General features: G+C 37.2%; 16 protein-coding genes and 2 pseudogenes. 6 read left to right on the top strand and 12 right to left on the bottom strand.

The window, feature by feature from the left end; all coding sequences use genetic code 11:
• Positions 1-6: 6 nt before the first annotated feature.
• From H540_RS33060 to H540_RS0108170, 4 genes are all read right to left on the bottom strand, one after another.
• On the bottom strand, positions 7-162 hold the full coding sequence (locus tag H540_RS33060) for a hypothetical protein (RefSeq protein WP_155890981.1): 156 nt from the start codon (positions 160-162) through the stop codon (positions 7-9).
• A 103-nt stretch (positions 163-265) separates the two neighbouring features.
• Positions 266-601: a hypothetical protein gene (locus H540_RS0108180; RefSeq protein ID WP_028400218.1), complete on the bottom strand. Its 336-nt coding sequence runs from the start codon at positions 599-601 to the stop codon at positions 266-268.
• Positions 602-1,357: 756 nt separating this feature from the next.
• Positions 1,358-1,483, bottom strand: a complete 126-nt coding sequence (locus tag H540_RS35135; protein ID WP_281172473.1) for a hypothetical protein — start codon at positions 1,481-1,483, stop codon at positions 1,358-1,360.
• Between the two features lie 71 nt (positions 1,484-1,554).
• Entirely contained in the window at positions 1,555-3,030 is a 1,476-nt protein-coding gene (locus H540_RS0108170) for an aminoacyl-histidine dipeptidase (RefSeq protein ID WP_028400217.1), read from the bottom strand.
• Positions 3,031-3,381: 351 nt separating this feature from the next.
• On the opposite strand from H540_RS0108170, the gene H540_RS34025 reads away from it, so the two are divergent.
• Complete coding sequence (locus tag H540_RS34025) at positions 3,382-3,537, top strand: hypothetical protein (protein ID WP_169729573.1); 156 nt, start codon at positions 3,382-3,384, stop codon at positions 3,535-3,537.
• A 576-nt stretch (positions 3,538-4,113) separates the two neighbouring features.
• The gene (locus H540_RS29240) at positions 4,114-5,853 is read left to right on the top strand and encodes a putative bifunctional diguanylate cyclase/phosphodiesterase (protein WP_051317032.1); all 1,740 of its coding nucleotides are present in this window, start codon (positions 4,114-4,116) and stop codon (positions 5,851-5,853) included.
• Between the two features lie 147 nt (positions 5,854-6,000).
• On the opposite strand, the gene H540_RS0108155 is transcribed toward H540_RS29240, so the two are convergent.
• Complete coding sequence (locus H540_RS0108155) at positions 6,001-7,728, bottom strand: hypothetical protein (RefSeq protein WP_028400216.1); 1,728 nt, start codon at positions 7,726-7,728, stop codon at positions 6,001-6,003.
• Positions 7,729-9,240: 1,512 nt separating this feature from the next.
• Positions 9,241-9,393 (bottom strand): annotated as a pseudogene (locus tag H540_RS35500) (hypothetical protein); the annotation flags it as partial.
• A gap of 177 nt (positions 9,394-9,570) precedes the next feature.
• Here H540_RS35500 and purF point away from each other — a divergent pair.
• On the top strand, positions 9,571-10,950 hold the full coding sequence (purF, locus tag H540_RS0108145) for an amidophosphoribosyltransferase (RefSeq protein ID WP_028400214.1): 1,380 nt from the start codon (positions 9,571-9,573) through the stop codon (positions 10,948-10,950).
• 178 nt (positions 10,951-11,128) lie between these two features.
• Here purF and H540_RS0108140 read toward each other — a convergent pair whose 3' ends face one another.
• Entirely contained in the window at positions 11,129-11,779 is a 651-nt protein-coding gene (locus H540_RS0108140; protein ID WP_028400213.1) for a peptidylprolyl isomerase, read from the bottom strand.
• Positions 11,780-12,233: 454 nt separating this feature from the next.
• On the opposite strand from H540_RS0108140, the gene H540_RS0108135 reads away from it, so the two are divergent.
• The 3 genes from H540_RS0108135 (at position 12,234) to H540_RS0108125 (ending at position 14,737) form a co-directional block, all read left to right on the top strand.
• On the top strand, positions 12,234-13,187 hold the full coding sequence (locus tag H540_RS0108135; RefSeq protein ID WP_028400212.1) for a metal ABC transporter substrate-binding protein: 954 nt from the start codon (positions 12,234-12,236) through the stop codon (positions 13,185-13,187).
• A gap of 72 nt (positions 13,188-13,259) precedes the next feature.
• A complete protein-coding gene (locus H540_RS0108130) occupies positions 13,260-13,967 on the top strand; it encodes a metal ABC transporter ATP-binding protein (RefSeq protein ID WP_028400211.1) in 708 nt (235 codons plus the stop codon).
• Positions 13,913-14,737 (top strand): metal ABC transporter permease, encoded by an 825-nt coding sequence (locus H540_RS0108125; RefSeq protein WP_028400210.1) that lies wholly within the window; start codon positions 13,913-13,915, stop codon positions 14,735-14,737. The genes H540_RS0108130 and H540_RS0108125 overlap by 55 nt, the downstream gene beginning before the upstream one ends.
• Positions 14,738-14,995: 258 nt before the next feature.
• On the opposite strand, the gene H540_RS0108120 is transcribed toward H540_RS0108125, so the two are convergent.
• The 5 genes and pseudogenes from H540_RS0108120 to H540_RS0108105 form a co-directional block, all read right to left on the bottom strand.
• Positions 14,996-16,069, bottom strand: a complete 1,074-nt coding sequence (locus H540_RS0108120; RefSeq protein ID WP_028400209.1) for a branched-chain amino acid aminotransferase — start codon at positions 16,067-16,069, stop codon at positions 14,996-14,998.
• A 508-nt stretch (positions 16,070-16,577) separates the two neighbouring features.
• The gene (locus tag H540_RS0108115; RefSeq protein WP_051317031.1) at positions 16,578-17,192 is read right to left on the bottom strand and encodes a class I SAM-dependent methyltransferase; all 615 of its coding nucleotides are present in this window, start codon (positions 17,190-17,192) and stop codon (positions 16,578-16,580) included.
• A gap of 329 nt (positions 17,193-17,521) precedes the next feature.
• Positions 17,522-18,385, bottom strand: a complete 864-nt coding sequence (locus H540_RS29235) for a metallophosphoesterase (protein ID WP_034670585.1) — start codon at positions 18,383-18,385, stop codon at positions 17,522-17,524.
• A 133-nt stretch (positions 18,386-18,518) separates the two neighbouring features.
• Positions 18,519-18,635 (bottom strand): annotated as a pseudogene (locus tag H540_RS34455) (TMEM164 family acyltransferase); the annotation flags it as partial.
• Positions 18,636-18,673: 38 nt separating this feature from the next.
• A partial coding sequence (locus H540_RS0108105) for an IS3 family transposase (RefSeq protein WP_028400207.1) occupies positions 18,674-18,979 on the bottom strand: 306 nt, incomplete at its 5' end.

Raw genomic sequence — 18,979 nt, 5'->3', positions numbered from 1 at the left:
TATGACCTATAGGGCGTTGCTGCCGCGTTGCAGTCCGGCGTTGATCCGTGCTAGGATATCCTCCCCTTGATCATATAACCCCTTCTCGTAGGCATAACCCTCGATTATGCGCAATATTATCTCTTCCGATAAATCGATGCCTAATTCTATTTCTTCGTTCATGATGTCACCTTCCTTTCGTAATTTTACGTAAATAGGATAACCATGATCGAAGGAATTAATCAGCATTTTTGGTTATGGATACAATCGTAAGTGGCAATTTAATCTATTTTGTTTGCAACCTGTATATCTTCGTTATCAATTCATGAATTTTTGCGTCATAATACGCCATTCCATTAAAATCCTCTTCAATCTCTGCTTGTCTAAGTAAGAAATCTAACAGAAATATTCTTTGTGAGAGTGACATAATATCTAATTGTTTTGAAGAATCATTTTCAACAATATTTTTAAAAACAGGAATTAATTGCGGATAAATACTTTCGAAATTAGGGCTGCCTGAACCCCAACATGAAAAGCAAATACCTTCTTGTACATGCTCATATTCTGGTATAAGTTCTTTTCTACCGCACTTTTTACAACCCTTCACAACCGTTTCAATCATACTAACCTCTCCCTAAGTATTTGATGAATACGATTAGTATACTTGAATATCCATAATATTCACATTAATTTTATGTAACAAATACTTCCTTAGGCTAGCCTACTCTTAGTTTGAAAAGAAGAGTAAGTGGATGTAATCCAAGCATGACACCAGCAGAAATGTTGACGCCCCATTATTTCTAAGTTGTTTTCTTTAACAAAATATGGTAAATGAAATTAATAATGACGCAGACTGTTTTACCATGTCAATGCAGCGTACACACTCTTCGCATTTGTTTATTTCTCACCGTACTACATGCCACCTTCACTGTCCACTTATCTGCACAGAAACTTCTCCTACTTGTGTCTATATCTATACATTGTCCGCTCCCGCTCCTGTTTTTTCTATCTCCAGTATATCTGTATTTTAAAATGATATCACCAGGGAAAACCCATACAAAAAGGCGCCACACGTTTTCGCGTAGCGCCCGCAAATATTCTTATCCGATATTACCTTGCAAATGCTGATTCACGAGCATTTCATTAGAAAAAAGATTATGTATGGCGGGGGCTCCCCCTCTAAGTTGACATAGTTAATTAAGTCCGTGCTGGAACAGGCGAAGTTGCAGTGTCTGAATAGCCAGGAGGATGAGAGGCTGTCTCACATGGGTGAAAACCGTCCCATTTGAGACAGTCTCTTTTTGCCATGCTTTAGATTAGTTAAATACTGTGTAAATTCCTGAAATTACTCTCAATTAGGTGTCCCCAACTCAAAACATTATCTATTTAAATCTTTTTTCGTTACTTCACTTCTGATATTTACATCTTTTGAGAATTCAGTATCGTTTTTTAGATTATTCGGATATTTATTTTTGCGTTTTCGATTATCATTCCGATTAGTCATTAATTGCCCTCCTCTTCTTAAGATTCGTACCTATTTTGTACCAAAGGAACTATTTAATACAGATTAAATTGTTATTTTAAGTGGACGCTGATTGTATTCATTTCTTCGAGCACGGCAAGCAAGTATTCCCATGTACGGATTGTGGACGGGATGCTGAGATGCTCATTCGGCGTATGGACATCATACATATCAGGTCCGATGGAAATGGCATCTAGACCCGGCATCTTCTCAGTGAAAATACCGCATTCGATACCGGCATGAATTGCGATGATTTCTGCCTCTTTTCCATACTTATCTTGATATACCTTTTTGCATAGCTCGCGAATTGCTGAATCCGGATTGTATGCCCATTCAGGATAGTCACCCTTCATTTCAACCTTGCCGCCTAAAGTCTTCGCAATGACCTTCACTTGATTCAAGATTTGCTCTTTTAAGCTTCTTACAGAGCTGCGAATTTCATTTTGAAAGCTTACTTCCGAACCAGTTGTCGTGATAACACCTAGATTTGTTGAAGATTCCACTAATCCTTCAATATCCATGCTCATGCTTTGAATGCCGTTTGGCGTTAACATGATTGCTTGTACAATCCATTCTGTCGTTTCTTTTGAAAACACTTTTTCTGCAGGACCTGCTTTTTCAAGCTTTACATATACCCCTCGGTCAGCAGCTCGCAATTCATTTTTCAATACTTGATTCCACTCATCTATTTTCTTCTCTAATTTCTCAGTAGTCTGCAGTTCCACAACCAGAACGGCCTCTGCTTCCCGAGGAATTGCATTTGACTTCAAGCCGCCGTTGATTTCGCTTAATGTATATGTAAACTCATTGGATATGTCGTATAAAATGCGGCCTAGCAATTTATTGGCGTTTCCTCTTTCTTTGTCAATTTCCATGCCGGAGTGTCCCCCCCGCAAACCTCCGATACTGAGACGGTATGTTTCTGCAGTTTCGGGAGCAGCGTTCCAGCTGATTGGAAAGCTTAACTGCCCTTTAATCCCACCGGCACTGCTGACAAGCAGCTTGCCTTCTTCTTCTGTATCAAGATTGATGAAGATTTTGCCTGTGAAGTGACTCGGATCAACAGCAATCGCACCGCCCATCGTCGTCTCTTCTTCTGTTGTAATGACTACTTCAAGAGCAGGATGTGCAATGTTATCAGCATCGAGCAAAGCAAGCGCATAAGCAACCGCAATTCCATTATCTGCTCCTAATGTCGTCTCATTCGCATGCAGCATGTCTTCGTCGATTCTTAACTCAATAGGATCTTTTTCAAAATCATGGACTGTTCCTTTATTCAGCTCGCACACCATATCCATATGCCCTTGCAGAATAACAGCCGGCGCATTCTCATAGCCCTTCGAAGCTGGCTTTTTAATAATTACATTTAATGCCTCGTCCTGTACTATTTCAAGATCCCGCTCTTGTGCAAAACCTGCTAAATAATCGCTGATTTTCTTTTCATTCCCGGATTCTCTCGGAATATTCGAAATCTCCTTAAAAAAGTGAAATACTGGATGCTTTATTAATTCTTCTACAGTTTGAAACATATGTATCACCCCTTCTATGCAGACGCAACACAACCTGCTTTATATACACTTATTATATAGTTTGTAACAGCTTCTGCACAAAAATTACGATAAATGAAATTTAACATATTATGGAAATTCTTCATGTTGTTCTTTATACAAAATAAAACGAATGTTATCTAGTAACACCTGTTTTATTCATTTCTTTTAAAGGATACACAAAGTGTATGTTTTGTTCATCATTTTAACCTCTTTAGTCTAATACACTATGAACTGATGATGTTCACAACTCTTTTTCCACTTTTTTCTAACTTGATTTTCGACAAAATACTTGCTTGTTGGCACATACTACGCTTATTGGAGGTGACGATCATGGGACACAATCAAGACCCGTTCACAACAAAGAAGCGTACTGCCAACGGACAATACGATAAGGAACCGCACAGCATCGACAGCCACGGCAATTTTGTACCTAACACACCAACGAATGACGCTGTTCTTCGTGCTGAAAGACCAAAGAAGAAATGAAACAAGCCCTGGATTCTCTCCTGGGCTTTTTACAGCTATAATAATTTTTATTAATATTGTTCCGCCAGTTTTAAAAGCACTAATTTCACATATATTATCGGTTTTAAATACAATTCTTCCGTGGCTATCCATGATTTTTTACGGGATTTGTTACATTAAGCACCTGTTTAACTACACCTTTTTCTCCTTAGGAATGATATAGTCCTCAAATTTCTGCTCAGTTTGCCCTTCATTTCTATAAATTAAGTTATTTTTTTATTCAAATCACTTGAATATGAAATGACGAATAGTAAAATAAAATTATGTGTTAGTAATAACTAAAAAATGCATTATTAGAAAATTAGAGTTATGCGATAAAGTGTTTATACAACTTGATAGGGATTAGTAGTTATAATAAGCTCATGTGTACCTGCAAAGCCATACGATTTGCTCTTTTTCCTATAATTATGGACGTAAAGACTCCATGTTAAGTAGCATGGATTATAAATTAAGATAATTGCTCTTAATTTTCATTTCCTACATTTTTTAATTGGCAAACACAATGTTGTATCCATATCGTTGAGGGAGTAGAAATACATGAATACAAAGTATATAGAGATTGAATTAGAAAATACATTAAAAAAGTTAAATGACATTGAATTTGCGTTAAATCAATCTTCTATAGTGGCAATCACAGATAGAAGAGGGATCATCAATTTCGTTAACGATATGTTTTGTGAGATTTCTAAATATAGTCGGGAAGAGCTTCTTGGGCAAGATCATAGCATTTTAAATTCAGGATATCATTCAAACACATTTTTCAGGAATATGTGGAAAACAATCGGCAGTGGGAATGTGTGGAAAGGAGAGATTAAAAACAAAGCAAAAGATGGAACATTTTATTGGGTATATACAACCATCGTACCTTTCTTAGACGATCAGGGAAAACCGTATCAATATGTGTCAATCCGATATGATATTACCCATCGTAAAATCATGGAAAAAGAGATTCATCAACTGGCATTTTATGATCCATTAACAAAATTACCAAATCGAACCTCATTAGATAAACATTTAAAATACATACTTTCAAACAAAACTAGTTCAAATCAAATTGCTATTTTATTTTTAGATTTAGATCGATTTAAGTCTATTAATGATACGTTGGGGCACGCAACGGGAGATGCTTTGTTAAAACAGGTTGGGCAAAGATTAAAAGATAGTGTACGTGCAATTGATTTTGTTTCGCGTCAAGGCGGAGACGAATTTATTATTGTGTTAGAAGATATACACGAGCGTCAAGAAATCACTGCGGTTGCTAACAGAATTATTGAAACGCTGTCCTCCCCATTTTATATTCAAGATGAAAAAATTTTCACATCAACAAGCATTGGAATTAGCGAAGTTTCACTTTCTGATATGCAAAAGAACAGTGAAGCAAAACTCGAAACCATTATAGAACAACTGACTAAAGAAGCTGATATTGCCATGTACCATGCAAAAAACATGGGCGGCGGCACATATCAGTTTCACACATCTGCTCTTAATAAAAAAATGACGAGATATTTAAGATTGGAAAATCAACTCAGACAAGCGCTAGAAAATGAAGAATTTTCGGTTGTGTATCAGCCCCTAGTCAATTTGGTTAATCATACTACAGTTGGAGTCGAAGCTCTTTTGCGTTGGAACAATCCCATATTTGGTGAAGTGGCTCCTTCAGAGTTTATTCCTATTTTAGAGGAAACAGGGTTAATTATTCCGATTGGAAAATGGGTATTGCGACAAGCCTGCAAACAAATGAAGCTCTGGAAAGACGATGGAATTCCATTATCGAGGGTTGCAGTAAACCTCTCACCTAGACAATTTTTGAATAGTTATTTGATTAATGATATTACGCAAATTTTACAAGACACTCCGCTCGAACCCAAATGCTTAGAATTAGAAATAACAGAAAGTATGGTACTGGATATTAAAAGGACTACAAGCGTATTAAAGCAATTAAAAGACCTAGGTATCACCATATCAGTTGATGATTTCGGCACAGGATATTCCTCTTTAAGTTACTTAAAGCATTTACCCATTGATAATTTAAAGATAGACAAATCATTTATACAAAGTGTGAACCAAGATGGAGAAATTATGGTTAAGACAATTATAGATATAGGAAAGAATCTAAATTTCAATATAATTGCCGAAGGAATTGAAACGAAAGAACAATTATCAATTCTTAAAACAGGAGGATGTCATATAGGGCAAGGATATCTCTTTAGTCATCCTCTGCCAGCTCACCTCCTCCCATCCTATTTAAATGAGACTCTTTTAAATACTATTGTATGAAACATAAAATGTGCAGAGGGCACAACATAAATGTGATTCTATATATATTGGCGAACAAAGAAAAGAGCAAGCCTTACAAGCTTGCTCTTTTCTTTGTTCCATTATTTATTTACTTTTCTAGAATCATAATTAACATCAGTTTGCGGTTCATTGAATAGCTGTGTTGTCGAAACTTTGGATAGCTACTGTGTCTTCATTTGTTTCATAATACGAAAGTTGTACGGTATCACCTTTTTCCGTGTTAATGATTTCTTTTGATACGGTCGGTGATACAAGAAATGCTTTCGTTTGACCTTGCAATAACACATAGTAAACCGTCCCATCTTTGTCTATATACGGGTTGATACGGAATACCGTTCCTTGTAACGTTACCTTCTTACTATCTTTGGTCGGTGCAATATTTCCTTTGTGAATGCTTGCTAGTTTTCGTTTATAATCGTCAAATGCTTCTTCTTTTGTGTTTCCGAATGCTACCAAGACCTTAGAACTGTCTGCACGAACCACTGCCACGCCCTGATACATATTGTTTCCATCGTAGACAGGTATGACAAAACTTGGAGAGCCATAGATGGTGTAGTATGTAGGATAGGAGCCCTTCCACGTTTTGTTTCGTACAACCATTTCAGACTGATTCACCGCTTTCACTGCTTCGTCTCCTGTTAATACCCCGTTTACTTTCGGATAAATAGTAATTTCTCCCGTTTTGGCATTCATCACACCAAAACGGCTCATGCTTTTTCCACTTCCATTCGGACGAGTGAAATCAACCGTGTAGATGAGTTCTCCCTTTTCATTAAACGTCGTACGAATATCATTTGGCGTATGCATATCTTTTTGTCCAATATGCGTATTCCAAAATCCATGGACATATTCGCCGATGTACGTGAAGTAATCTGCTGCAATGGACTTCGTAAACACAAGATCAACCCACTTCGGTTCCGACCCTTTTGGATATTTCTTCATTTCGCCTGTTTTTGGATCAACTACAATAACACCATCTAAAACAGGTCCACTTCTCCATAATTTGTAATGCCCGTAGGATACGACATAATAGGGATATCCCTTATCATCAGGTTCGAGGTTTGTTTCGAACAACACCAAAGAAGGGTACTCGTTTCGGACATGTCGCATAAGATTTTTGTCGAAATAGGCGGAATCTATGTACACCAGCTTGCTGTTATAAATAATCGCATCTGCATCAGGGTCAGTAACGGATACAGATGCATATCCTGGCGTTTGCTTTGCTTTGAACGCTTTGAACAGAGAGGAAAACTCATAAGGTGCTACGTATTGCAATTGATTCCCGACTTTTTGGATACGGTAATCTCCTTCTTCGAACCATGATGTGTTTGTGAGCCTTCCAGACAGCTTATCAATTTTGTATTGGGCACTGCTTCCATTAATGAGAGGAATGGTCCCGAGGTTGTTGATTTCATCTGGCACTTTATTTTCAACCGTTGTGTGCGTCTGCGCCATATGATAGAAGGTTTCGTATTGAGTGAATCCAACACACCATCCCCCAATGGTGACCAAGAGGAGGACGATAGTTCCCGTAAAAATAACTCTAGAAAATCTGTTCATAAATAAAAATTCTGCGCCTTGAATGATGACGAGCCAGATTCCGAATGTGTCGAAAAACGCAGCTACTGTGTGTTCATTTAAAGCCACGTCCCAAATGAAAAAGGAAATGATACAGCCGAACATCCAACGAGTCGCTTGGACCCAAAGAAATGTTGCCGTTGAGAATGTCTCGTCTTTTTCTCGTAATACAACCTTTTTCCACAAGGATACATTAAAACTTACAAATAAAAGTCCCCAACCTGCATTGCTCAGGATACCAACTAACACAAATTTTAGAAACACTAGTATAGCCATATGGTTTCCCCTTCCCATTTTTCTATTTCTATAGCAATATTAGTATATCGTTTTTTTTTACTTTTGCAATTTTCATTTTCGCTGATGAGGACCTGCCTCACACTTCACAGCAAGTATTCTTAGCAAGTGATGATTCCCAATGGATTACAGGCCAAACAATTCGGATTAATGGCGGATTTACATAATAACAATAAAACCCTTAAGAACTAATTATCTTAAGGGTTTTATTTGATTCACGTTGTAATACCCTACAATGAATATCTCCTCGATCAAACATCACACGACAGTTTGTCCAGAAAATTTAAATTCCCTATGTGCTGCTACAGCTGGCTCTTTTTATATTGCTGTTGCTCCTTATTCTAAGAGGAGTGCCCCCTTTCTACTTTATATAATTCCCCCAATTATTTACTCACTACGTACGCATATTTTTTACAAATAGATAACTTGTCTAATCAAGAGGATATGCTCTCAAATAGAATAATATAGGAACTGCCTCCAAGGATGTAATCTAACACGAAAAAACGGACGGTGCACCTTACTTTTTTCTATTCATTCTTGTCCCTGTAAACACTACTTCATGACTATATCTATATATAAGTGGATTGTAATTTAGACATGTCCATGTGCTAGGTGCAACCAAAAGGGAGTATGGCATGCTTCTTCTCTCTGGTTTACCCTTGCATGAACCAAAGGTTTGGCCGCTTCTGCACGTCGCCGGATGATCTCTCACCACTATCAAAAGACGTTTTTTTTATTCACTTGTATATACATGCAGTAAATTATGTATTTATTATCTCTGGAAAGGGGAGATATACAATAGCTTACTCATTTCAACAATGCCTTTATATATGTTTAAAAATTTCAATTGCCCCTGATACCGACATAGGTCTTTCTATAACTGATTTCGACACATGTTCACCAGGAATTACAATTGATGATGGTGTAATCCTCATCGAGTTACCGTTAGTTGCATGTGTAGAAATTACAATTCATGATGACTTTAGTATTTCGGTTGAACTCATTGACTCATTAGTCTTTCTTTCTTTTCCACCTTCTATCTAACATAGCCAAAAATAAAAAAGTGAAATCCTGAGGTGCAAAGGATTTCACTTTTTCTTGCTGTTTTATAAGGTATACATAGTTTTTACTATGACGTTAATAAGAAATATTATGGCATCAGCCCCGCCTACGCTGAATACCTTGATAGCCACCAGTGCTATCCAACCCATTATTATCATAACAGAAAGCGCTTACAATGTAAATGAGTTTTTATGAATTTTTAGAATTTTCTTGATTTTATGGAGTTTTGCTATAATAAAGGAATCCTGTAATGATCCCCAATGTTTGTGACATACACTCTTTAATCTAAGACACGCATCCTCCTGTAAGGCGTGTCTTATCTTTTTTAAAGCTTACCTGTGGGTGAGTTTTTTTCTTATGTGGTCTGGAAGCTAATTCATTAATCAAAATTCGGCCTTCATAGCGGTCATCACACAAGGCAGATTTAGTGTTGGGTTCACAAAGAATAAATCGGTATCCCATATTCCGCCCGGCTAACACCATCATTCTTCCCAACTGCCCTCCCCCTAAGATACCAATGGTTGAGCCTGGTTTAATTATTTTCACAGGATTTCCCTCTTCAGGACTTTCAAAACATGCAGCGATTTCCGGATTATTGAATGGTTTTAGGTTATCCTACATTTGAATGTTTTATTTTTAAAGGACTGAAAAACTTTTTAGGTATTTGCATCATGAACAAATTCATATACACAACAAGTTTTACAGGATAGAAATGATCCTTCAGCAGAAAATAGTAAAAATGGTGTAATTGGGGGGACAAGGATGGCTTCAGAAATGCAGGAAAAATGTGGGGTATTTGGAATTTTCAATCACCCCAAAGCAGCCGATTTAACGTACTACGGACTTCATGCTCTTCAGCATCGTGGTCAGGAGAGTGCGGGAATCGTGGTTAGCGATGGTAAAACATTTAGACACCACCGCGGAATGGGGTTAGTTACCCAAGTATTTACACGTGACATTCTTGATGGACTAAGCGGAAATATGGCAATTGGCCATGTTCGATATTCAACTTCTGGTGAAAGTTTATTGCAAAACGCACAGCCCCTCGTTTTTAAATATAGTGAGGGAGACTTGGCTGTCGCCCATAACGGCAACCTAGTAAACGCAAGAATAGAACGAGATGTGTTACAACAGCAGGGAAGCATATTCCAAACAACAACCGATACGGAGATCATCGCTCACTTTATCGCCCGTTCCAGGAAAAAACGATTTGAAGAGGCAGCGCCTGATATTCTTACGCGAATCGATGGTTCTTTCGCCTTGCTTATTATGACGGAAAAACAGATGCTGATCGCTCTAGACCGTCATGGTTTGCGCCCCCTCTCGCTGGGAAGAATCGGTGAAGCCGTCGTCGCCGCTTCAGAAACATGTGCTTTGAATGCGGTTGATGCCAAGTTTTGGCGGGATGTGGAACCGGGAGAATGGCTTCTTGTTGACGAAAACGGGATTCAAACAGGACGATTCGCTCCAAAGGAAGAGTTATCCCTTTGTTCTTTTGAATTTGTTTATTTTGCTCGGCCTGATAGTGTCATTCACGGAAGAAGCATCTTATCGATTCGAAAAGAATTAGGTCAAATTCTAGCTAAGGAACATCCGACACAAGCGGATGTGGTGGTCGCCGTTCCCGACTCGAGCATCCCAGCCGCTATTGGCTTTGCCCAACAATCAGGAATTCCTTATGAGATGGGGCTGATTAAAAATCCATATGTGGGCCGCTCATTCATTGAACCTACCCAAGAACTGCGCGAATTGGCCGTTCGCCTCAAGTTGAGCACCGTTCAAGAAATTCTCGAAGGAAAAAGAGTTGTGCTTGTCGATGATTCAATTGTAAGGGGAACAACGAGCAAACGAATTGTCCAATTGATTCGGCAGGCAGGTGCCAAGGAAGTCCATGTTCGCATTAGTTCACCAATGGTTCGAAATCCTTGTTTTTATGGAATTGATATGCCGACAAAAGAAGAGTTGTTTGCCAACAGGCACGAACATGAACGAGCAATGGGACAGGCTATCGGAGCGGATACATTGGCATTTTTAAGCACTGAAGGGCTGTTAGAAGCAGTAGATGTGAATCTTGCAGAAAGCAGCAATCGATGCATAGCCTGTTTCAGTGGGGCTTATCCGACCGAATTGTATTTGAAGTAAGTAGCTACATGACAAAACTCAATAGGTGTCGGCTAGACCCATGAGCATTATTCTAAAAAGGCATGTTCCCATTGCTCGTGCCTTTTTGGACTTTCAGCATAACGTCTGAATCCGCATATAAGATAGGCTTTAATTTCAGCTTTCTTCTGAAAAATCTCAGATACAATCGTTCCATGAATTATTTCATGATTTCGGGTTTATCATACTTTACTCCGAAAGTTTCAACCGTTACTTTTTTCATTTTCTGCTCGTCAAGCGGCTTGTCTTGACTGTCTCGTTTCACATTTACAATTTGATTGACTGTATCCATTCCCTCAACGACTTTACCGAAAGCGGCATATTCACCATCAAGCTGAGGCGCTTTTTTTACCATAATAAAAAATTGCGAGCCAGCAGAGTCCGGATCGTTCGTTCTAGCCATCGAAATAACTCCTGTTTCGTGTTTTAAATTATTTTTAAAGTGATTTGAACTAAATTCTCCCTTGATCGTATAACCGGGACCGCCGGCTCCTGTTCCTTTTGGATCCCCCCCTTGAATCATAAATCCAGGGATTACTCGATGAAATGTTAATCCATCATAAAAACCTTTTTGCACTAAAGAAATGAAATTCAAGACCGTATTTGGAGCAATTTCAGGATATAATTCCAGTTTAATTTGCTGATCGTTCTCCATTACTATAGTAACAATCGGATTTTTCTCTACCTTCATTTTTTTAGTATCTTGCGTTTCCATTCCTTTTTTATCTGCATTTGTACCGCATCCTGCTAAGATAAGCGCAAAGATTAAAAACACTAGGCAAAGCGAATATATTGATTTTTTGTGCTTCATTATTACTGTCTCCTCCGTATGTATGCTTTTATTAATCATTTTTATTATAAATGATAAAATTAGGATTTTACACATGAGATGAAATTTTTGCCATTGAAATAAAAAACTGCCTTCATGATATCTATGAATGTAAAAGCAGAATCATTTGGATATCGAGATTCTTAGTCCTACCCTGACAAATAAACCCGTAAATGCTTGATACATATGGCTCCCCTGTTTCAGCTCTTTTATGTTATTTATTTGCTCTGGCTTTTGGGTTTAAACCTAGTCCTAATAAGAACTCTTTGTGAAGAAACGTGAAAGAATATGTAATATGTCTAAAAATGTTACAATAGTAGCCGATATTTAAGAAAAGCATTGACGGATGAAAGAAAAGGATGGTAGTATTCTCTCTATAAATAAAACCGTAATTATTTCGCTTTAAAGGAAGTAGGTAAAGGAGAGAGTAAAATCCATGAAAAGATGGAAGTACGGGGTATTAGTAGCTTCATTGGCAATTTCTACTGCTATTGTCGGCTGTTCAAAACAAAATATAGCACAGAAAGATAAGAATCAGGACCAGTCACTTAAGGTTGTCACAACATTTTATCCTATGTACGACTTTGCCAAGAATGTAGTTGGGACTAACGGAAAAGTAGATGTATTAATTCCAGCTGGAACAGAACCTCATGATTTTGAACCTTCTCCAAAAGACATCGCTAAAATTGAAGAGGCCGATGTATTTGTTTATAATAGTGATGACATGGAAACATGGGTTCCTAAAGTACTCAAGAGCCTTGACAATAAGAAGATTAAAGTAGTTGACGCTAGCAAGGGGATATCTCGTATAGAGGGCTCTGCTGAAGAAGACAAACAGAAACATTCTGATGAAAGTCCTAAGCATGTCATGGATCCTCACGTGTGGTTAGACCCAGTATTAGCCCAACAAGAAGTAGACAATATCAAAAAGGCTCTAGTAGAAGTAGATAAGGCGCATCAAGAAGCCTATGAGAAGAATGCTAATGAGTTCAACGCTAAATTAAAGGAATTAGATAACCAATTCCGAACAACTCTAGATAAAGCGAAACGAAAGGAATTTGTCACACAACATGCGGCATTCGGATACTTAGCCAAAGAGTATGGTCTCTCTCAGATTGCCATTGCGGGTCTTTCTCCTGACCAAGAGCCAAGTCCGGCCAAATTAGCAGAATTGCAAAAGTACGTAAAGGATAACAACATTAAAATCATTTACTTTGAGGAGATTGCTTCCCCGAAGGTAGCAAAAACTCTTGCTGAGGAAACTGGGGCTAAAACTGTAGTATTAAGCCCTATTGAAGGTATTACAAAAGAGGAACAAGAAAAAGGTGTAGACTATATTGAATCTATGAAGAAAAACTTAGATGCATTAAAACAATCTGTCATGCAATAATACAGATAGTACGTTTTACACCTGTGTAAGGCGTACTTTTTTCTGTACAATTCAAACAGAAAGGAATATGTCATGAAACTTATATCCATGAATCAGGTTCAATTTAAATACGGAAATGAAACCATCTTGGAGGATGTTTCCCTAGATATATACAGCGGTGAGTTTGTTACATTAACAGGTCCTAATGGAGCCGCGAAATCTACTTTGCTAAGAATTATGCTAAAACTATTAAAGCCATGGAAAGGTTCCGTCACAATCAGCAAAAAAAATAAAGAGAATAAGAAATTAATCATTGGTTATGTCCCGCAACAGGTAGCCTCTTTTAATGTAGGATTTCCAAGCACTGTTTTAGAACTTGTACAATCTGGTCGTTTTCCAAATGGAAAATGGTTTCGGTCTCTTACAAAGCAGGATCATGAACATGTCAAACAGGCACTTCTCGGGGTTGATATGTGGAATTTTCGCCATCGCAAAATTGGAGAACTATCTGGAGGACAGAAACAACGCATCTGTATTGCTCGCGTACTAGCCTCCGAACCAGATATCCTTGTGCTGGATGAGCCCACAACGGGAATGGACTTCGAAAGCCGCAATCACTTTTATCAATTAATGCGGCACCATGTAAAAGAGCATGGACGATCCGTCATCATGGTTACACATGATTTAGAGGAAGCGAAACAATATGCAGACCGCAACATCTATTTAGAAAGAAAGGAGAATACACAATGGAGATGCTTCACTTTGGGTTCATGCAACGAGCATTTTGGGCTGGTGGATTAATTGCTCTAATTGCTCCTGTTTTAGGCATGTTTCTCATTTTACGCCGCCAATCTCTAATGGCAGACACCTTATCACATATTTCATTAGCCGGAGTAGCTTTAGGGTTAACACTTCATTCTAATGTGAATATAGTAACCATCATTGTTATTATCATTGGAACTATAGGAATTGAATACATGAGAAATACGTATCGGACATATTCTGAAGTATCTGTAGCTATTCTTATGGCAGCAGGATTATCTCTTGCACTGGTCTTAATGAGTCTAAATCAAGGAGGCATTACAACTAATGTAGAACAATATTTATTTGGATCTATTGTTACGATTAGTCAAGAGCAGCTGCGTTTTTTAATCGTTGTATGTATCCTTGTAGGTGTTTATTATCTAATCTTCCAACGTCCTATGTACGTTTTAACTTTTGATGAAGATACAGCCTTTACAAGCGGACTTCCTACGAAATGGTTGTCATTATCCTTTAGTATATTGACCGGACTGACTATTTCAGTCATGATGCCTATTATTGGAGCACTTCTTGTTTCTGCTTTAATGGTGCTGCCTGCCGCTATCGCAATGCGGATGGTCAAAGGATTTAAGACCGCTATTCTATTCAGCATGGCAATAGGTGTGCTTAGTATGTTTTTAGGACTTACCTCTTCTTATAAATTAGGCACTCCTCCCGGGGCAACTATTACACTCGTACTCGTATTATTTCTCATGTGCGGCTCGGTCCTGAAAACGGTTTGGGAATTCATCCGTTCGAATCGTGTATAGTAAGGATTGCAAGCTTGCATTTAGAAGCAATAAATACAACCTTAAGAATAATTTAATGTAAGAAAATCTTACAAAAATAAAAGGCAGAGAATTTATCATGATAAATTCTCTGCCTTTTATATAATTTCCTAAAAATTTTTAAAACGAACCCTTCAGATATCTGATTAAAACGATCAGAGGGTGTGGCTCTGCATTAGAGTAAATCAGTCTTCATTTTTTATTCAGTACGTAAAGAAGATGCAGCGCCTATTTTTAGATTCATTTCACTTCAACAACCCAACCAAATGGATCCGGCTCGGTTCCATTTTGAATTCCAGTCAATGTGTCATACAACTTTTTAGATAACTGGCCAGTTTGTCCGTTGTTAATCACAAGCTTTTCGTCTCTCCAGAAGAATTCACCGATCGGGGAGATAACCGCTGCTGTTCCTGTTCCAAATGCTTCCTCTAACAAATTATTGGAATAGGCCTGATAAATCTCATCAATCGAAATTTTACGTTCTACAACGGGTATATCCCAGTGTTCCAAAAGCTGAATGATTGAATTTCTTGTTACACCTTCTAAAATACTGCCATTTAAGGCTGGTGTGATGACTTCTCCATTAATTTTAAAGAAGACATTCATGCTTCCTACTTCTTCAATGTATTTCTTTTCTAATCCGTCCAACCATAAAACTTGGGAATAGCCTTTTTCACTAGCTTCTTCCTGTGCTTTTAAGCTTGATGCATAGTTACCAGCTGTTTTCGCTGTACCTGTTCCGCCCAATACAGCACGTACAAATTCACTTTCTACCGCAATTTTAACAGGATGAATACCCTCTTTGTAGTAAGAACCAACTGGCGATAAAATGATCATAAATCGATAACTTTTCGAAGGTGATACACCAAGGTAAGGTTCTGTTGAAATGATAAACGGACGGATATAAAGAGATGTTCCTTCTGCCGTTGGAATCCAGTCCCTATCAATCGTGATTAATTGTTTTAAAGCAGCCAATACTAATTTCTCATCGATTTGTGGGATACATAATCGATCATTCGATAAATTTAATCTTTGCATATTTCTTTCAGGTCTAAATAATAGAATCCGTTCATCTTTTGTTAGATATGATTTTAACCCCTCAAATACGGATTGTCCATAATGAAAGACCATTGCAGCAGGATCTAAAGTGATCGGTTGGTAAGGAACAATTCGAGGATCATGCCACCCTTTTCCTTCCGTATAATCCATCATAAACATATGATCTGTAAAAACCCTTCCAAAACCAAGTTGATCGGATTGAGGTTTTTGTTTTTTTGTTGAGCTTAGGGTGATATCAATAATATAGTCTTTCATGGCTATATCTCCTTGTCTATTTTGTTTTTAAATAAGTAATTATCGATTGCTATATAAATATTAAATCTATTTTACAACCAGATGAAATATTATAACAACAGTTATAGACAAAAAATTTAAAATTTATCTTTGGAAATAATTCATGTTTCACTTATCAGGTTCACTTCATAGCGACCGACTTTAATCAACGCCCTGTGTCTGACTAGTTTTGTCTCATATACAATTCAGTTAAAACCGCTCTTTAGTGAAGAGCATCGAATATGTGGTTGACACGTATATGTACTTCAGTCTAAAGCATACATGCCCTTTCCATCTCCCGTCAAAACAAATTCTTTAATAAATATGCATGTAAAATAAAGTAGCCGTTCCAAATCAGGATGGCTACTTTATTTGGTCTTATTTCATGTTTAAATCCCTTGTTAAGAGAGCTAACGCGGCGCCCTTTTTTTATATAACTTTATGCAATATTCTCTTTACATAATTAAATTATGGGTAATTAGGATTTTTTCTAATAACTTTTTAAGCAGGCTGAGAAAAATAGTTCGTTGTATACGAAACATTTTGTAAAACGCTTTAAAACATCGCATTCATAACCGTTTTTATGAAAAAGATCCATATACGCTTTCTCATCTCTTATAAAGCGTCCTTGATCTAACCAATTCATAAAGAGATTACAAAGAGGTTTATGCTGGTACATGCAAGGCTCAATTGCAATGACCTTCCCATTCGGTTTTAAAACGCGCTTAAATTCTTTCGTATACGTTATGATGTCAGGACAAGAAATGTGATGTAACACGGAAATAATGAGAATATAATCAATACTTTCATTTTCAACAGGCAGAGAGTATTCTTGTAAAACGTGGAATGCATAATTTGGATATAGCTTTTTCGAATACATAACTCTTTTTTGATCAGGGTCTACTCCCATATAACTTTCGGGTGCAAATAAAGTGCAATTTACCCCTGTACCGGAACCAAAATCTAATACAGTTTTATTATTGAATTCAAATCTCTCTTGTAAGTAATGATGTATATACTTCTCCGTGAACCACCTAGGGCGCACTAAGTTATGATATAACTGCGGGAAAAATTCTGTTAAAATATGCCCGTCACCAACTTTCACTCAGATTTCTCAGATAAAATCCCCTTCCTTATTCGGAATCATTAAAAAATTCAAATTTAAACAAGCTCTTGCAGAGCATTTATAATATATAACATTGAAGATATTTCATACTGAAAAAAATTTCCTATGCGCGTAACAATTACTTTAGTTGATCTACATCTACGTGATTTTTACTTATTTCGTTCCAACCGATCTCTCTTTTTAATAGTTAATAATGGTATAAATTCTGTAAAATAACATAATTTTTCTTGAGCAATTAGGGTGAAATATAATTAAACCTTCGCCTCAAAGAGGCGAAGGTGATGTAAAAGAATTATAAATGATTGAACCTAAATAGCTCTATCTAATTGTTCCTCTGTACTAGTTGAACAGTTATGGATCATTAGTTCGTGTATCGTAATTTCCGGCCTGCTTCCTACACGAATATTAAACAATGTTTGTCCAAGTCCTTCATTAATATAGAACACTTTCCCTTGGTAATGAATAAGCCCCTTAATCAAGTTGAGGCGAACAAGTTTCCCGAACTTTCTTAAGTGATACGGTTTCGGCCAATAAATTTGACCGCCGTGAAAATGTCCAGCAAGCAAATAATTAAAGTGGAACTTTTCCATTTGGAGAACAAGGTTGGGATCGTGAGTTAAAACAAGTCGGTAACTATTTTCCGTTACACCATCATAAGCTAAGTTTAAGCTGCTTCTTTTCGTATGATAATCATCAATTCCGATGATATGAACTAAGTTTCCTTCCACAATAATTGTGTCATTCTGATTCTGCATCGTTTTGATACCGTATTGTTCTAACATTTCCTTTAAACGTCTAAAGCTGTCCTCCCGTAAAATATAATCATGATTTCCAAAGACTGCATATATCCCATATTTCGGATTCAGTTTTTGAAACAATTCGAGATAAGGAATTAGTTTTGGAATACTTTTCGGCCGATCTAAATAATCACCAGTTAAAGCAATTAAGTCAAAATTCTCTCGCTTTAATTCATTATATAGTTTTTCTGGAGAAATCGATAAGTTTTCTAAATGCATGTCTGACAATTGAAGAACACGTAGATTAGAACAGTTTGGGGCAGTCACATCTGCTGCAACAGGGGATACGGTATTAACGATTACTTTACGTGTATTTTGATTCGCTCTATATATAAAATAAACAAGAAATATCGAAATAAAGAATAAAAAGATCAAATTATTCCCTCCTCCCTCTAAACAGTATAGGAATTGAGGAAAAGGAAGTAAAATGTAAATGCTGGATATTATGAAATACGGTTCTGGTGTGAAAAATCTATGGGACTTGGACATACTGATACTTCTGCTTATCTTATGAAATTTTCCTTTTTAGCCAAAACGGACTGTACAGAAGGTAAAAGCTCACAATCATCACCAATTCCAGCGAGAGAAGATACCACGGCCATGGTCCGAGATAATCTAAAAGAGAAGTAAAGTGTACCCTTTGTAAAGGACATTAAAAAAAACCTAGGCAGTTTTAAGAAGATGATCTCTATATTGAACAGGGGTCATCTTTTTTAAATTCCACTGGTATCTATAGTGATTGTAATAAATCATATATTGTTTAATTTCTTTTCTTAACTCATCTAGACTTGTACATGCTTTAATAGAGGACTCGTCTTTAAGATGGCCAAAGAATAATTCCTGTGGTGCGTTGTCCCAACAGTTTCCCCGTCTTGACATAGATTGGCGTAACCCTAATTTCTTTACTGCTTTTTGAAAGATAGGACTTGTATAATGAACACCTTGATCTGAGTGAATTAAGGCATCTTT

Source organism: Ectobacillus panaciterrae DSM 19096 (assembly GCF_000430785.1).
Lineage (GTDB): Bacteria > Bacillota > Bacilli > Bacillales > Bacillaceae_G > Ectobacillus > Ectobacillus panaciterrae.
This window is presented reverse-complemented; position numbering and strand designations above follow the sequence as displayed.

Bases quoted from the DNA above. Each gene is read 5' to 3' on its own strand.
- H540_RS0108125 (WP_028400210.1), top strand. From the start codon at position 13,913: ATGGAGATGCTTCACTTTGGGTTCATGCAACGAGCATTTTGGGCTGGT.
- H540_RS0108130 (WP_028400211.1), top strand. From the start codon at position 13,260: ATGAAACTTATATCCATGAATCAGGTTCAATTTAAATACGGAAATGAA.
- H540_RS0108140 (WP_028400213.1), bottom strand. From the start codon at position 11,779: ATGAAGCACAAAAAATCAATATATTCGCTTTGCCTAGTGTTTTTAATC.
- H540_RS0108120 (WP_028400209.1), bottom strand. From the start codon at position 16,069: ATGAAAGACTATATTATTGATATCACCCTAAGCTCAACAAAAAAACAA.
- H540_RS0108180 (WP_028400218.1), bottom strand. From the start codon at position 601: ATGATTGAAACGGTTGTGAAGGGTTGTAAAAAGTGCGGTAGAAAAGAA.
- H540_RS35135 (WP_281172473.1), bottom strand. From the start codon at position 1,483: ATGACTAATCGGAATGATAATCGAAAACGCAAAAATAAATATCCGAAT.
- purF (WP_028400214.1), top strand. From the start codon at position 9,571: ATGGCTTCAGAAATGCAGGAAAAATGTGGGGTATTTGGAATTTTCAAT.
- H540_RS0108135 (WP_028400212.1), top strand. From the start codon at position 12,234: ATGAAAAGATGGAAGTACGGGGTATTAGTAGCTTCATTGGCAATTTCT.
- H540_RS33060 (WP_155890981.1), bottom strand. From the start codon at position 162: ATGAACGAAGAAATAGAATTAGGCATCGATTTATCGGAAGAGATAATA.
- H540_RS0108170 (WP_028400217.1), bottom strand. From the start codon at position 3,030: ATGTTTCAAACTGTAGAAGAATTAATAAAGCATCCAGTATTTCACTTT.
- H540_RS0108155 (WP_028400216.1), bottom strand. From the start codon at position 7,728: ATGGCTATACTAGTGTTTCTAAAATTTGTGTTAGTTGGTATCCTGAGC.
- H540_RS29240 (WP_051317032.1), top strand. From the start codon at position 4,114: ATGAATACAAAGTATATAGAGATTGAATTAGAAAATACATTAAAAAAG.
- H540_RS34025 (WP_169729573.1), top strand. From the start codon at position 3,382: ATGGGACACAATCAAGACCCGTTCACAACAAAGAAGCGTACTGCCAAC.